The organism is Thalassospira sp. CH_XMU1420-2, assembly GCF_037029325.1.
Classification (GTDB): domain Bacteria; phylum Pseudomonadota; class Alphaproteobacteria; order Rhodospirillales; family Thalassospiraceae; genus Thalassospira; species Thalassospira povalilytica.
The window spans coordinates 75,752-90,670 of the sequence record NZ_JAYMEG010000002.1 but is presented as its reverse complement, the minus strand read 5'-3'; the positions used below and the strand labels follow the sequence as shown (position 1 = coordinate 90,670).

Annotated in this window: 14 protein-coding genes; 11 read left to right on the top strand and 3 right to left on the bottom strand. The window is 55.7% G+C overall.

Annotated elements, in window-relative coordinates; translation table 11 throughout:
* Positions 1–16 precede the first annotated feature (16 nt).
* Positions 17–1,621 (bottom strand): FGGY-family carbohydrate kinase, encoded by a 1,605-nt coding sequence (locus WA429_RS05095; RefSeq protein ID WP_287465812.1) that lies wholly within the window; start codon positions 1,619–1,621, stop codon positions 17–19.
* 193 nt (positions 1,622–1,814) lie between these two features.
* On the opposite strand from WA429_RS05095, the gene WA429_RS05090 reads away from it, so the two are divergent.
* Complete coding sequence (locus tag WA429_RS05090; RefSeq protein WP_287465813.1) at positions 1,815–2,624, top strand: HAD family hydrolase; 810 nt, start codon at positions 1,815–1,817, stop codon at positions 2,622–2,624.
* A 402-nt stretch (positions 2,625–3,026) separates the two neighbouring features.
* Here WA429_RS05090 and WA429_RS05085 read toward each other — a convergent pair whose 3' ends face one another.
* A complete protein-coding gene (locus tag WA429_RS05085) occupies positions 3,027–3,758 on the bottom strand; it encodes a FadR/GntR family transcriptional regulator (RefSeq protein ID WP_068517929.1) in 732 nt (243 codons plus the stop codon).
* Between the two features lie 219 nt (positions 3,759–3,977).
* Between WA429_RS05085 and WA429_RS05080 the strand changes: the two genes are divergently transcribed.
* The 3 genes from WA429_RS05080 (at position 3,978) to WA429_RS05070 (ending at position 6,906) form a co-directional block, all read left to right on the top strand.
* On the top strand, positions 3,978–4,964 hold the full coding sequence (locus WA429_RS05080; protein WP_068517930.1) for an aldose 1-epimerase: 987 nt from the start codon (positions 3,978–3,980) through the stop codon (positions 4,962–4,964).
* Positions 4,965–5,098: 134 nt separating this feature from the next.
* Positions 5,099–5,815 (top strand): FadR/GntR family transcriptional regulator, encoded by a 717-nt coding sequence (locus WA429_RS05075; RefSeq protein WP_068517931.1) that lies wholly within the window; start codon positions 5,099–5,101, stop codon positions 5,813–5,815.
* Positions 5,816–6,006: 191 nt separating this feature from the next.
* A complete protein-coding gene (locus WA429_RS05070; RefSeq protein ID WP_287465814.1) occupies positions 6,007–6,906 on the top strand; it encodes an SMP-30/gluconolactonase/LRE family protein in 900 nt (299 codons plus the stop codon).
* A gap of 90 nt (positions 6,907–6,996) precedes the next feature.
* On the opposite strand, the gene WA429_RS05065 is transcribed toward WA429_RS05070, so the two are convergent.
* A complete protein-coding gene (locus WA429_RS05065; RefSeq protein ID WP_287465815.1) occupies positions 6,997–7,761 on the bottom strand; it encodes a 2-keto-4-pentenoate hydratase in 765 nt (254 codons plus the stop codon).
* Positions 7,762–8,042: 281 nt separating this feature from the next.
* Here WA429_RS05065 and kdgD point away from each other — a divergent pair, with 281 nt between their 5' ends.
* The 7 genes from kdgD to WA429_RS05030 all read left to right on the top strand — a co-directional run bounded on the left by kdgD (position 8,043) and on the right by WA429_RS05030 (position 14,813).
* Positions 8,043–8,969 (top strand): 5-dehydro-4-deoxyglucarate dehydratase, encoded by a 927-nt coding sequence (kdgD, locus tag WA429_RS05060; RefSeq protein ID WP_068517934.1) that lies wholly within the window; start codon positions 8,043–8,045, stop codon positions 8,967–8,969.
* Between the two features lie 244 nt (positions 8,970–9,213).
* The gene (locus WA429_RS05055) at positions 9,214–10,206 is read left to right on the top strand and encodes a TRAP transporter substrate-binding protein (protein ID WP_068517935.1); all 993 of its coding nucleotides are present in this window, start codon (positions 9,214–9,216) and stop codon (positions 10,204–10,206) included.
* Between the two features lie 108 nt (positions 10,207–10,314).
* The gene (locus tag WA429_RS05050) at positions 10,315–10,860 is read left to right on the top strand and encodes a TRAP transporter small permease (protein WP_068517936.1); all 546 of its coding nucleotides are present in this window, start codon (positions 10,315–10,317) and stop codon (positions 10,858–10,860) included.
* Complete coding sequence (locus tag WA429_RS05045; protein ID WP_068517937.1) at positions 10,861–12,150, top strand: TRAP transporter large permease; 1,290 nt, start codon at positions 10,861–10,863, stop codon at positions 12,148–12,150.
* Positions 12,151–12,184: 34 nt separating this feature from the next.
* Positions 12,185–12,979, top strand: a complete 795-nt coding sequence (locus tag WA429_RS05040; RefSeq protein ID WP_068517938.1) for an NAD-dependent epimerase/dehydratase family protein — start codon at positions 12,185–12,187, stop codon at positions 12,977–12,979.
* 148 nt (positions 12,980–13,127) lie between these two features.
* Positions 13,128–13,652, top strand: a complete 525-nt coding sequence (locus WA429_RS05035) for an RNA polymerase sigma factor (protein WP_068517939.1) — start codon at positions 13,128–13,130, stop codon at positions 13,650–13,652.
* Positions 13,653–13,727: 75 nt separating this feature from the next.
* Complete coding sequence (locus tag WA429_RS05030) at positions 13,728–14,813, top strand: FecR family protein (RefSeq protein ID WP_287465817.1); 1,086 nt, start codon at positions 13,728–13,730, stop codon at positions 14,811–14,813.
* Positions 14,814–14,919: the final 106 nt, after the last annotated feature.

Genomic DNA, 14,919 nt, shown 5'->3' with positions numbered 1-14,919 from the left:
CAAGGGGAAAGAATTCTCAGCCGTGTTTGGCGCCCGGATTGCTCATGGCATCAAGGGCCTGGCGATGGGCATGCATCTGATGGAAAATGGCATAGCGCCGGTCGTGATCGGCTTTGGCCATCTCGTCGGGGGCATGCAGGGTTTCCTTGCCCGCCATCTGGCGCGCGGCACGGGCAAGACCGCCATCGGCATCAAGTGCCCCGGCCGCAAGCATTGCCGAACCCAGCAGAACCGGCTCCTCGCAATCGGACATCACAACGTGACAGCCGGTGACATCGGCATAAAGTTTGACCAGCACTTTGGATGCGGTATGGCCGCCACTCAGATGAATGTGGGTGATGTCATATCCGGTATCATTCAGCGCATCGATGATATGGCGCGTGCCATAGGCAATCGCACAGGCAGTTGCCCAGTAAAGTTTCAGGAAGCTTTCCTCGCTCTGATCAAGTGTCAGACCTGAAATCACCCCAAGGGCCTCGGGATCGGCAAGCGGGGACCGGTTGCCATGAAAATCGGGAAGAACATGCAGGCGCGGTGCAAGGTCGGTGGTATCCGCCATCAGCGGCAAAAGCTTTTCCCCGGCAAGCTTGTGGGCATCACGGCCCATGCCGTTGGAAAACGGATGCATGGCGACAACATGGTCAAGCAACGCACCGGTTGCCGACTGCCCGCCTTCATTGAGCCAAAGCCCCGGCGCAATCGCCCCGAAATACGGACCCCAGATGCCCTTGATGAAACGCGGTTCCTTTGACAGGGCCATATGACAGGTCGATGTGCCCGCAATCATTGCGAAATGCTGATCCAGATTGCCATCCAGATATTCGCCAAGGGTGCCAAGCGCACCGGCATGGGCATCAATCAATCCGGCCCCAACCACGCAATCGGTGGTCAGGCCAAGATCAGCCGCACCTTGTGCATCAAGGGTGCCGATGCGTTCGCCAACCGCCAAGGCAGGATCATGCATATTGATCTTGTCATTAAGGTCTTCCATGCCGATCACCGACAGGAAATCACGATCCCATGGTTCGTCCTGATGGGCCAGATACGTCCATTTGCAGGTGACAGTACAGCAGGACCGGGCGTTGCTGCCGGTTGCGCGGAATGACAGGAAGTCGGCCAGATCATAAGCCGCCCCCATCTTGTCCCAGGCCGGTTTGTTATGGCGTTTCAGCCACATCAGTTTGGGCATTTCCATTTCCGGGGACATGGTGCCGCCGATAAATTCCAGAACCCGCGATCCGGTCGCGGTGCATTCTTCGGCCTCGCGCACGGCACGGTGATCCATCCAGACAATCACATCCCAGTTATCCGCGCCGCCCGGCGTCACACCGAGCGGGCGGTTGTCCTGATCGCGGATGACCAGCGAACAGGTGGCGTCAAAACCGATGGCGGCGATTTTTTCGGGGGCGACAGCGGATTTTTTCAACGCATCGCGCACCGACTGGCAAACCGACTGCCAGATATTTTCCGAGTCCTGTTCGACAAAATCGGGTTTGGGGCGGTTCATCGCAATTGCATGGGCGGCACTGCCAAGCAGCTTGCCATTGGCATCAAACACGCCAGCGCGCGCACTGCCGGTGCCAACATCCACGCCGATGAAACAGGTGTCTTGGGGACTCATGGTCGGGTTTTCCTCCGCATTTCCCCGGCTTTGCAGATGGGACCGCGACTGCCGGATGTTGTTTTGAATGGTCTGATTGATCGCGATTTGATCAAAAGTTCAATAGTTGGTCAAATGTTCATTTTTGTTGACGCTGAAACATGTGATTGGCTAGGCTGCTTCCATCAGACAAATGAAACAAGCCAGGTTCAACATGGCCCAGGAAAACGAACAAGAAAACATAGATGGAAACGAAGCCAGCAACAAAGATGGACGCTTTGCCGGAAACGAAGACCAACGCCGCCCGGAACAGGGGCCAGCGTCACCTTCATCAATAGCCAAGCTGTTTGACGGCTGCAAGGTTGTGCTGTTTGACTGTGACGGTGTCCTGGTCGATAGCGAACCGATCTCGCTTGCGACCCTTGTTGATGTTCTGGATCATTTCGGCGCCCCCTTATCGTTTCGCGAGGTTGCCGACCGGTTCACCGGGCGATCAAGTTCGGCCCCGATCGATCATATCCGCAGCCAGACCGGCACCGATATCAGTGCCGAATTCAAACCGTTCTTTTATCAGAAACTGTTTGCGCGCTATGACACGGAACTGGCCAAGATCAGTGGCATTGATCTGGTGCTTTCGGCCCTGCGCAGCCGTGATCTGGCCTTTTGCATTTCATCAAGCAGTTCGGTCGAACGGCTGGAAAAAACCATGGTGGTCACCGGCCTTGGCCCTTGGTTCGCAGAACGGATTTATAGTGCCGATTTTGTCAAAAACGGCAAGCCGGCCCCGGATCTGTTTTTGCATGCCTGTGCCGATATGGGCTTTTCGCCGTCATCAACCATCGTCATCGAAGATTCCGTTGCCGGTGTTACCGCGGCGGTGGCAGCCGGAATGAAATGTATCGGCTTTGTCGGTGGCGGCCATTATGCCGGTCAGGAAACCGACGCGACCAATCGGCTTTACGATGCCGGGGCCGATATCGTGATTTCCGACATGACGGTTCTGGCCGCGGCTCTGGCCGACTGAGTGGATCGGGCCTGACCAAATCGTACCGGGCGGACCTGCCTGAACCGAACCGAACCGAACAGGACAGGACTGCTAAGGCTACCGGCGGCCCAAATGATTGCCTGACGACCGGTCAACGGCCCGGCCAATAGTGGCGGTGTTTGCCAAATGCCGTCATACGTTCTTCGGCCCCCGGAACCACTGATGCCTGGGACACATCATTTGCACGCCGGTTCGACAGGGCCCGCGCAAGGTCTGATCGGAATTTGCAGACAGTTCGCAAAGGATCGCGCCGGTGATGCCTTGCATCAGGTTGCCTGCGCTTCATTCATTCGCTTGCGCTATCGACGGATGCGTCTGGTCATTGATCGGGCGACCTTATCCAGTGGTGCGAAATCGTTTGATGACGCGCAATTGATCGGCTTATCGCTGGGTCAGCAGTTTCTGATAGCGGGTCTGGCTCAGGCTAAGGTGATCGCGCATGGCCTTGCGGGCGGTGTCATCGTCGCGGGCGGCGATTGCATCATAGATGCGCCGATGTTCACCCAGGATCATCTGCATATAGGATTTCTGGTCTTCGGCTTCTGGCGGGCGGCGGCGAAGCTGCGCCCGCGGGATGGTCTTGTCGCCCAGATGTTCGAGAAATTCGGCATAGCGGCGGTTATTGGTGGCCGCGGCAATCGCGCTGTGGAATTCGAAATCGGCCGGGGCGGTGGGTTCCCCTTTTTCCAGGGCACGTTCCATTTTTTCCATCGCTTCGAAAATCTTGGCCTGCTGGGCGACGGAACTGCGCATACAGGCAAGACCGGCGGCCTCGATTTCGACGGCCATACGCAATTCAAGAATTTCCAGAACGTCCGATACCTGGGCGTAATCGACTTCGAAAATCGATTTGTCATTGCTCCGGGTTTCCGGGGCCAGAACAAACACACCGGCCCCCTGACGCGGTTCAAGAAGCCCGTCGGCCTTAAGGGCGGCGATGGCTTCGCGAATGACGGTGCGGCTGACACCGAACCGCTCGGTCAATACCGGTTCGGTTGGCAATTTGCTGCCCGGTTCGCGCTGTCCGCTTTCAATTTCGGAACGCAGGCTTGCAATCACCTTTTCGGTCAGGGAAACTTTGCGGGGCGTATTTGACGCACTGGTCTTGTTCATTTTGCGTGTCCGATAAATCCGGTATAAAACAACCGGATATAAAAAAGATGCTCAGTGTTAAAGTTTAATTGGCGCTTTGGGCGACACCATCTTCAAATCGTCGTATGAGGATGGTGTGCGGGTCAGGTTTCATTATTTTGAGTAGTCATCGAATTCAAATTAATGAAACCTGATCCTAAAGTCATCATATGATTTTGGTTGGAATTGAGGCACCTGCTTATGTCCAAAAAGGGCGAACCGGAATACCGCTGGAACAGCGGCCCATTTCAGATTGGCATTGTTCCCCAGGGCGGGGCGATATCGCGGATCGACTGGATCCGTCCCGATGGCAAAGGCACCATCAATCTGTTGCGTCCGGTCACCGAACAGGCGCTGAAATCGGGAAACCCGTCAAGTCTTGGCTGTTTTCCGATGGTACCGTTTGCCAACCGGCTGGCCTTTGCCGAGTTCGAATTTGACGGCCGCATCGTCAAGGTGCCGGCCAACCGCCCGCCCAGCCCGCATGCGATCCATGGTTTTGGCCGGGCTGCGGAATGGACAATTGAACGTCCGACCGTCGACAGCCTGCGCTTCAATCACAAGCATGATGATCCCGAAAGCGGCTTTGTCTATGTCGCCTGGCAGGAATTCAAGGTAACGCCCGATGATGTCACCATTGAAATCGGTGTGCGCCATCTGGGCCGGACCCCGATGCCCTATGGTATCGGATTGCATCCGTGGTTCCCGGGTGGGGATGATGTTTCGGTCTCGTTTATTGCCACCGACTGCTTTGGCACGGACGAGGACATGTTGCCGACCACGCGCACGGTCATTGATCTTGGTCGGGACTTTTCCGATGGCAAGATGATCCGTCATAACCGCGGGCTTGATGTGCATTATACCGGCTGGCACCGCGAAGCCGACATGGTCTGGGAAGATGCGGGTTACAGTCTCAAGATGCTGGCAAGTGACCGGTTCTCGAACCTGCAATTCTATATCCCCGAAGACGGCAAGACATTTTGCGTCGAGCCGGTAAGCCATGTGCCAAACGTCCATAACCGTCCGGAATTCAAGGAATTCGGTGATTTGCTGGTGCTCGATAAAAATCAGACCCTGTCTGGCACCATGACGCTGATTCCGACCCTGCTGGCGCAGCCTGACAGTGGTCTGGTCGATGATGATGAAATCATCACACCGCAAAGCCGCGACTATTCACTGGTTGATTGATCCAGCCACTTTCAAACCGCGATCATCCCCCGATCCGTGATCGGTTCGGGGGCTTTACCCGTGCGGGAATAGTCGATAAAACTTACAAGTAAGTTTTACAAGATGACAAGTACTCACAGCGTCCGGGGGACGGGATGACCGAATTGCTGCTTAAGGTCCAGAAGCGCGAAAAACTTGCTGATCAGCTTTATGGTCAAATTCTTGAACAGATCGTTTCAGGCAATCTGGGCGAGGGGACGAAACTGCCCTCCGAGAACGAGATTTGCGCATCCTTTGGCGTGTCGCGACCGGTCGTGCGCGAGGCCTTGCGCAAATTGCAGTCCGACGGGCTGGTCTATGCGCGCCAGGGCGTTGGCTCCTTTGTGAAAAAACGCCCGCCCCAGGGGCTGATCGAATTTGGCGGGGTCAATGATGTGGCCGGGCTTTTGCGGTGTTTTGAAGCCCGTATCGCGATCGAGGGGGCAACAGCACGCATGGCGGCCGAGCGTGCGAGTGTGCGTCATCACCGTGAAATCGAAAATGCCCTGAAAACGCTTGAAGACGGGGTGGCTGCCGGTGACATTGCCGATAAGGCCGATCTTGATTTTCACATGGCAATCGCGCGCGCCAGCGGCAATGAAATCTTTCTGACCATTCTGAATTCGCTGCATGGGGTAATGCAGAAATCGATGAATGTGGCGTTGAATATCACCCGTTCCGGGTCGGCGGACCGCGCCAAACGCGTGCTTGCCGAACATCGTCAGATCTATGATGCGATTCTGGGCCGGGATGGCGACAGTGCCGAATTGATGATGCGTTATCACCTGCATCAAGCCCGCCAGCGTGTCACTGACCACGCCCGCGACATGTAAAATTTTCCTGCCCGATTGCGATCTGCCTGATGGCCGGTTTCCGGCGCATACCGGTCGTCTGCACTGCTGCATCAACGCATCACAGGTGATCGGGGTACCGACCCGGCTGGCAAATAATGTTGACAAGCACAGCCCCGGATGGGCACACCAGTATTCATTGAAATTGATCATATGAATTTTAAGGGGTGACAATGTCGGGCAATGATCAGGTGCTGTATCAGCCGGAAATCCTGCTGGATGAAACTTTTACCTTGGCGGAATGTCCCAATTGGGATGCCCGGAATAACCGGCTTTACTGGACCGATATCCTGAATTGCAAGCTGCATGCCCTTGATGTCGCATCGGGGCAGCGCCGTGTCTGGGAATTTGACAGCGAACTGGGCTGTTTCGGCCTGACCGATGCGGGGCGCATTATTGTCGCCCTGCGCAAGGATATCCTGTTCCTTGATCCCGAAACCGATGAACGTGTTGCTTTGTGCCGGATCGAAGATGGCATCAAAAGCCGTACCAATGACGGCAAGATCGGCCCGGACGGGGCGTTCTGGGTCGGTACGATGGATGACAATCCCGACAAGCAGCCGGTCGCGTCGCTTTATCGGATTACGCCCGATGGCGTGATTGATCAAAAGGCAACCGGCTTCAAGATTTCCAACGGCATCGCCTGGTCGCCGGACGGGGCGCAGATGTATCATTCTGATTCACGCGGGCCGTGGGTCAATCGATGGGATTTCGATGTATCCAGCGGTGCCATTTCCAACTGCACGCGGTTTCTTGATCTTGATGATACGCTGGGCCGCCCGGACGGGGCCGCGGTCGATATGGATGGCTGTTACTGGTCGGCCGGGGTGTCGGCGGGCAATTTGAACCGCTTTGCGCCCGATGGCACTTTGTTGCTGTCAATTCCGATGCCGATGCCCAATCCGACCATGCCATGTTTTGGCGGGCCGGATATGAAAACCCTTTATGTCACCAGCCATCAGGAAGGCTACAGTGCGGAAAAACGCGCCGAATTCCCCCATGCAGGCAAGCTGGTGTCGCTGCGCGTCGAGGTTCCCGGCGTTGCGGTTACGCGCTTTCGCGAAAAGGGCTGATGCCCGGCCTTTGACGCCATGAACCGATAAAACAAAAGCCATGCAGGTCGCCCTGCATGGCTTTTTCTGTACCGGGTCGCGATCTTGCGATCAGACCTTTTTGATCTCGGCGGTCACCGTACCCAGCCCGTCAAAGATTGCTTCGATCTTGCCATGCGGGCTGATGGTCGGAAGCGCGCAGGCCCCGGTGGTGATCACATCGCCGGCCTTAAGGCTTTTGCCCCGCTTGGCCAGAAAGCCGACCAGATATTCCAGTCCGCCAAAGATTTCCGGCCAGGCATCGGGATCATCATTGCTGGCAAGGATTTCGCCGTCGCTTTTGGTGGTGACCTTTCCACCGATAAAGCCAAGATCACGCCAGCCTTCGATTTCCTGTCCCAGCACGAAATAGCCGGTGGAATTCAGATCCGCCAGCGTCTGGATCGGGTCCTGCTTTTCATGATAGCGCCGGTCGGCGATTTCGATCGCAAGATGCATTGATCGGATGTGATCGAGGATGTCGCTTGATGTGGCATCCGGGGCCGGGGTGCTGTCCATGACCACGGCAATTTCGGCCTCGATATTGGGGAAATGCAGATCATTGGTGGTCAGTTGCGCCCCGTCCGAAAGAATGCGGCCATCCAGAAGCGGCCCGACCAGCGGTCCGTCAGCGCCGATTTTTTCCTGTGCCGCGCGGGTGGCAACCGCAAGCTTCCATCCCGCCTGTTTTGCCCCGCTTAGTGCAAGGGTGGCGTCCTGGATTTCATAGGCCTCGTCAAAGGCGGTCGGCGCGACGTCAGCAGGCAGCGGATCAATCAGGCGGTGATTGACAAAGGCATCGGCCAGAATGCGGCTGGCAGCAGAAATATCGGTCATTCCCGGTCTTCTTGGTTGTGAGTGTAAGGATCTGATAACCCGACCCTAATCGGCTTTGGGGGCAAAGTCATCATATCAATTGGTGCGATTCGCGCAGAATGACCGAAAATTGAAGTCGTCATACCAAAGTTCAGTGGTTCTAATATAACTCTAAAACCCTTGTGTTGCGCAGTTTTTATGGGCTTCGAGTTGCGCTATGTAATATGTTTGACAAAATAATATGATGAATTTATAGAGTCATCATAGTTGTTGTGACCTATTTAAGACTTGAAGGACGCTTGATGCATTATCTTGAGATGAAAAAGGCCATTGGTGCCGGGTTGCTGTCATTCCCGGTGACGCCTTTTGATGCCGAGGGCAAGCTTGACCTTGATGCGTATCGCGCGCATGTCGGCTGGCTGTCGCAATATCCCGCAACGGCATTGTTTGCAGCAGGCGGTACCGGGGAATTCTTTTCCCTGACCCCGGCCGAAGTCGTTCAGACTGTGCGTGCGGCCAAGGAAGTCGCCGGCGACACCCCGATCATTGCCGGGTGCGGTTACGGCACCGCCATGGCGGTTGAACTGGCCCGCGAATGCGAGGCCGCCGGTGCGGACGGTCTGCTCTTGTTGCCGCAATATCTGGTCGGGGCCGAACAGGAAGGTCTGTTTGCCCGGGTCAAGGCTGTCTGTGATGCGGTCGAGATCGGTGTGATTGTATATAACCGTGATAATTCGATCATTACCGCCGAAACCCTGGCCAAGCTGTGCGATGTTTGTCCGAACCTGGTCGGGTTCAAGGACGGTCATGGCAATATCGAAATGGTGACCAAGGTCTGCACGCTGATCGGTGATCGCCTGTCCTATATTGGCGGCATGCCGACCGCAGAAGTCTTTGCCAAGGCCTACAAGGCGGCTGGTGTGACCACCTATTCATCCGCAATTTTCAATTTCCTGCCGCAACAGGCACTTGATTTCTATGACGCGCTGACCCGTGACGATGATGAAACCATGAACCGGGTGCTCAAGGAATTCTTCTATCCGTATCTCGATATCCGCAATCGCGGCAAAGGATACGCCGTTTCCATCGTCAAGGCGGGAATGCGCGTGATCGGTCGCGATACCGGTCCGGTGCGCAGCCCGCTGACCGATTTGACCGACAAGGAACACGACATGTTGGCAGAGGTCATCCGCAATGCCTATGGCGATGGTGCGTTGCGTATGGCCTAGGCATGGCGGTGCCTTCACGGCCTGCCAGATATCCCGGCAGGTGGTTCTGCCGGGATCCTTATTTGCGACGCCAAAATAAAAATCGGGCGCGCACTGGACCGGAAGGTCTATTAGACTAGTTGTTAACTAATCTTACAGTTGTCCTTACAAGTTGGGAATTGTAAGATTATACGACAATAAGAAGTTCCCATCAGGGAAAACAAGGCTTTAACGCAAGTGACAAAATGTCTCGGGAGGACTCCAAATGAATAACTTTCTCAAAACCACGACACTGACGATTGCAGCGGCTGCTGTGTCGGTGGCGCTGGCATCGGGTGCACAGGCAAAAGAATGGCGCGGCTGGAACATCCATCCGCCGGAATATCCGGTTTCGACCGGCATGGAAGAATTTGCCAAAATCATCAATGAAAAATCCGGCGGCGAACTTGAAGCCAAGGTTTATCATGGTGGTGTTCTTGGCGATCAGCCTGATGCGATCCAGCAGGTCCGTCTTGGCGGTCTGGACTGGGCTGTGTTCAACCTCGGTCCGCTTGGTGAAGTTGCTCCCGAGGCGAACGTTGTTTCGCTGCCCTTCATCTTCAAAAACGTCGATGCCATGCACAAGGTCATGGACGGCCCGGCCGGTCAGCAGATCGCCGATGGCCTGATCAAGGCCGGTCTTCAGCCGCTTGGCTGGTATGATTCCGGTGCGCGTTCCTTCTATAACACCAAGCACCCGATCAATACCCCGGCCGATCTCAAGGGTCTGAAGTTCCGCGTCATGAGCAACGATCTTTATGTTCAGATGGTCGCAGCCCTTGGCGGCAACGCCACCCCGATGGCCTATGGCGAAGTTTACCAGTCGCTGAAAACCGGGGTGATTGACGGTGCGGAAAACAACTATCCGTCCTATGACAGCTCGGGCCATTTCGAAGCGGCGAAATACTATTCCGTGACCCAGCACCTGATCCTTCCGGAATGCCTGTGCATCAACAAGGCGCTTTATGACAGCCTGTCGGATGACGAAAAGAAAATCGTCCACGAAGCCGCTGATGCATCGGTTGAAGTACAGCGTGCCGCATGGGCCGCACGTGCTGAAAAATCCAAGGAAAAAGTCATTGCTGCGGGCATCGAAGTCAACGAGATCGCCGACAAGCAGGCTTTCCAGGATGCAATGCAGCCGGTCTATGACAACTTCCTGAAGTCCAACCCGGATCTGGCCGATCTGGTCAAAGCCATCCAGGATGCGCAGAAATAAAATATGAATGATTGAAAGGGCGGCGATGATATCGTCGCCCTTCTTTCTGTCTGTGCTACTTTCATATCCGGCTTGGATACGGATTAATCAATTTCTGGCGGCGCATAGATGTTTTCCAGCTTTATCAATTTGATCGACCGTCTGGGCGGCGGGATAGCCGGGGTTCTCAACCTGATCGGCGGTTTGGCGCTTGTGGCGCTTATTCCCAGTTTCGCCTGGCTGGTTTTCGGACGGTATGTTCTTAATGAAACGCCGACCTGGGTTGAACAGATCTCTCTGATCCTGATCGTTCTGATTACCTTTCCTGTGGCGGCAGCCGGGATGCGCGACAACAGCCATCTTTCGGTATCGTTCTTTCGCGATGCGTTGCCTCCGAAAATTGCCGCGATCGTCGCTGCCATCAGTTATGCCGCCATGGCGTGGTTCGGATACTGGATGCTGATGGGCGGTATGGATCTGGTGGCGTTCAACTGGGCCAAGAAAATGCCGATCATCCATATTTCCGATGGCTGGCGTTCGGTGCCGATGGCGGTGTGCGGGGCGGGGATCTTATTTTTCAGCGTTCTTCACATCCTCAAGATCATTACCCGCTGGAAAACCATTTCCAATGCGCGTTTTTACCACGACGATTTGCTGAACAAGGACGTTGAATAAATGGGCATGACCATTCTTCTTGGCGTATTTGCCATCGGTATCCTGATTGGCATGCCCGTTGCCATCGCACTTGGCATCGCAGCCCTTGGGGCCTTCTTTTTCGAAGGTCTGCCAACCCTGATCGCCTTCCAGCGCATCGGGTCGGGTATTTCAGCCTTTTCGCTTCTGGCCATTCCGTTCTTTATCTTTGCCGGCGAGCTGATGCTTCATGGCGGGATCGCGTCACGGCTGGTGCAGTTTGCAACCGCCCTTGTCGGAAGCCGGCGTGGCGGTCTTGGCATTGTGAACGTGTTTTCATCGATGCTGTTTGGCGGCATTTCCGGGTCGGCCGTTGCCGATACATCCGCGCTTGGCTCAATCCTGATCCCGGTGATGAAAAAGGAAGGTTACCGCGCCGATTATGCGGTCAACGTCACCGTGACCTCATCGATTGCCGGCATCATGATCCCGCCAAGCCACAACATGATCCTGTATGCAGTGGCCGCGGGCGGGGGAATTTCGATTTCCAAACTGTTCATGGCCGGTGTCGTGCCGGGCATTATCATGTGCCTGCTGCTTGGTCTTGCGACCTGGCTTGTCGCGATCAAGCATGGCTATCCGGCTGAGCCGTTTCCGGGCTGGCGGGTGGTCTGGCAGACTGCGGTGCGGGCCATTCCGGGCTTCTTTACCGCTGTGATCATTGTCGGCGGGGTTCTTAGTGGCGTGTTCACGGTTACGGAATCCGGTGCGATTGGTGTGGCCTATGCCCTGATCATTACCGGGCTTGTCTATCGCGAACTCAGCTGGGCAGGGTTTGTTGCCGCGGTCAAGCAATCGGCCAAAACCACGGCGCTTGTCATGTTGCTGGTCGGCTGTGCATCGGCATATGGCTATATGCTGGCTTTCTATCAGGTGCCCGATGCGCTGGCCGATGCGATTACCGGGATTACTGACAATCCGATCATGGTGTTGTTGCTGATCAATGTCATGTTGCTGATTGCCGGCATGATCATGGACATGGCGGCATTGATCCTGATCTGTACACCGATCTTCCTGCCGCTGGCGGTTCAGTTCGGCATGGATCCGATCCAGTTCGGCATGGTGCTGATGATGAATTTGGGCCTTGGCCTGTGTACGCCGCCGGTCGGGTCGTGCCTGTTTGTCGGGTGCGCGATTGGCGGGGTGAAAATCGAAAAGGCGGTTCAGTCGATCTGGCCATTCTATCTGGCGATCTTGAGCGCGCTTTTGCTGACAACCTATATTCCTGCGATTTCGATGACGCTGCCCAATCTTGTATTTGGCGCCAATTGATCGCGGACAGACACGCATATCAAAGAGGATAAAGATGAAACGTTTGCTGATTACCGGTGCTGGTGGCAACCTTGGGAAAATCTGCCGCGAAGGGCTAAAGGGCTATGCCGATGTCATTCGCCTGTCCGATATTTCCCCGATGGACCCGGCCGGCCCGAACGAGGAAGTCGTGCAATGCGACCTGTCTGATCGTGCGGCCGTGATCGAACTGACCAAGGATGTCGATGGCATCATTCATCTGGGCGGGATTTCGATCGAGGCGGCCTTTGATGATCTGCTTCAGGCCAATCTTGCGGGTACCTATAACCTGTATGAAGGGGCGCGTCAGAACGGGGTGGGGCGCATCATGTTTGCCAGCTCCAACCATGCAATCGGTTTTCACAAGCGCACCACCAAACTTGATGACAAGTCCGAACTGCGCCCCGATAGCCTCTATGGCGTGACCAAATGCTATGGCGAGGCGGTGGCAAGCTATTACTACGACAAGTTCGATGTCGAAACGGTATCGGTTCGTATCGGGTCGTGCTTTGAAAAGCCGCGCGATCGCCGCATGCTGTCGACCTGGCTCAGCCCGCGTGACTTCCTGTCGCTGATGAAGGCGATCTTTGATGCCCCGATGACCGGTCATCTGGTGGTGTACGGGGTGTCGGACAACAAAACCAAATGGTGGAGCAACGATCACGCCGATTTCCTTGGCTGGAAACCGCAAGACAGCTCCGAACAGTTCCGCGCGGAAATCGAAGCCGCCTTTGGCCCCGAAGACCGCCACGATCCGGCGGTGATCTATCAGGGCGGCGGCTTTGCCGCCAAGGGCCATTTCGAAGACTGATTTCGCGTCATCTTCGATCATTTTCCTTTTGGCAAAAGGTCCGCAATTGCGGGCCTTTTTGCTTTTGGCATTGACGGCGTGCCGGATCGAAGATAATCAAAGATGAAAATGATAACGGTTATCATTATCGGAAATCAGGTGCGGCAAAATGGCGGTCGATGACCGTTTTTGGGATTCCATCTTTCAGCAATATCATGATCGTTTGTTGCGTCAGGTTCAGAAATACCTGCCGACGCGCGACGAAAGCCATGACGTATTGCAGGATCTTTATGTGCAGCTGCGCCATCGCAATGTCGATCCGGCCCAGATTGCCAATCCGCCGGCCTATATGATGCGCATGGCGACCAATCTGGCGATTGATGCGCTGCGGCGTCATAAACGCAACCCGCTTGAATTCACCGATCCGGCCGAAATCAGCGACATGGAAGGGGCCGGGGCACAATCGGTCACCCCTGAACAGATCAGTGCCGATCGTCAGCGTCTTGATATCGTCAAGGCCGCGATTGACGAATTGCCGCCCCGGTGCCGCGAAGTATTTTTGCTGTGCAAGCGTGACCATCTGAGCCCGACCGAGGCCGCCGAACAGCTTGGCGTCAGCCGCAATATGGTCGAAAAGCATTTGCGTCAGGCGCTTAGACATTGCAAACAGGTGTTGGCGCGCCATGAAAACTGAACATCCTCAAATGACTGCGTTAAACGTCATCAAGATAACAAACCACGCAGCCAGAAGCCGGGTATCGACTTTGCCATGACAGAATTCCGCTATCCCGAAGACTGCCAAAGCAATGAAGACATTGCCGATTACTGGGCGGTCCGCCTTGATCAATCGGATTTGACCCCGGCCGAGGAAGCCGCCTTCAGCGCCTGGCAGGATGCCGATCCGGGCAATCCGCAACGTTTGGTGCGGGCCTGCCAGATCTGGCAAAGCATGGAAATCGCCGCAGCCGAGGACGGCGCGGCATTATCCGATAGCGTCACGCGTGACACCCGTGCCTCCATCGACACCCGCGCTGATGAGCCGAAGCCGGTCGATCTGGCCGGTGTGCGCCGTGATCTTGAACGGTTGGGCGCGCTGGAAGGCGGCAGTGGACGGTTGCCGGGCATGCGATCGGCCAAGCGGCCATTTCGCCCGGTTCTGGCAGTGCTGACCTGTCTGGTGCTGGTGGTGTTGTTTGGCTATTCGGCCTTTCAGCCCGATCCCGATCTGGTTGCAGCAGCAGACGCATCGGTGGTTGGTCAGATGCATGACCTGCCTGATGGATCGAGCATCTGGATGGAGCCCGGAACCCGGGTTGCCCTGAATTACAGCGACGCCCTTCGCGATATTACCGTTCTCGAAGGCGGCATTTTCATCAAGGTCGCAAAGGATGCATCACGTCCGCTGCGCATTCACCTTAACCAGGTCACGGCCATTGCGGTTGGCACCGCCTTTAGCGCGTCGAAATGGGGCGGGCATGCGCGGGTCGAAGTATCCGAAGGCACGGTCGATCTGGAAGACCGCAAGATGCGCTTGGCACGCCTGGTGGCCGGGCGGGCGGCATGGCAGGACGCGGACGGGGATCTTCATTTTGCCGAAGTCGCCCCCGAACGGGTTGCGCCATGGCGGGGTGGGCGCTGGATTGTTGATGATATGCCGATTGATGAATTGCTGGCGCGGATTGCGCCGCTGATGGGGGATGTGACCTTTGTTCGCGATCCGCGTCTGGGCGATATCACCGTATCGGGCAGCTTTGATATCAGCAAACCGCACAGCGCACATGATGCCTTGCTGGCTGCTTATGGTCTTGAAGAACGGGCGTTTCCCGCCGGTTTCAGAATAATTTCAAGAAAATAGAAAAAATGTGCTCCTCAAATCGGAACCCGGTTCGTCATGAGGGTAATAGTGATTTGCATTATTATCTTCGAACGATGGGGGTAAGCTTTGAAAGCTGAGAATTCTG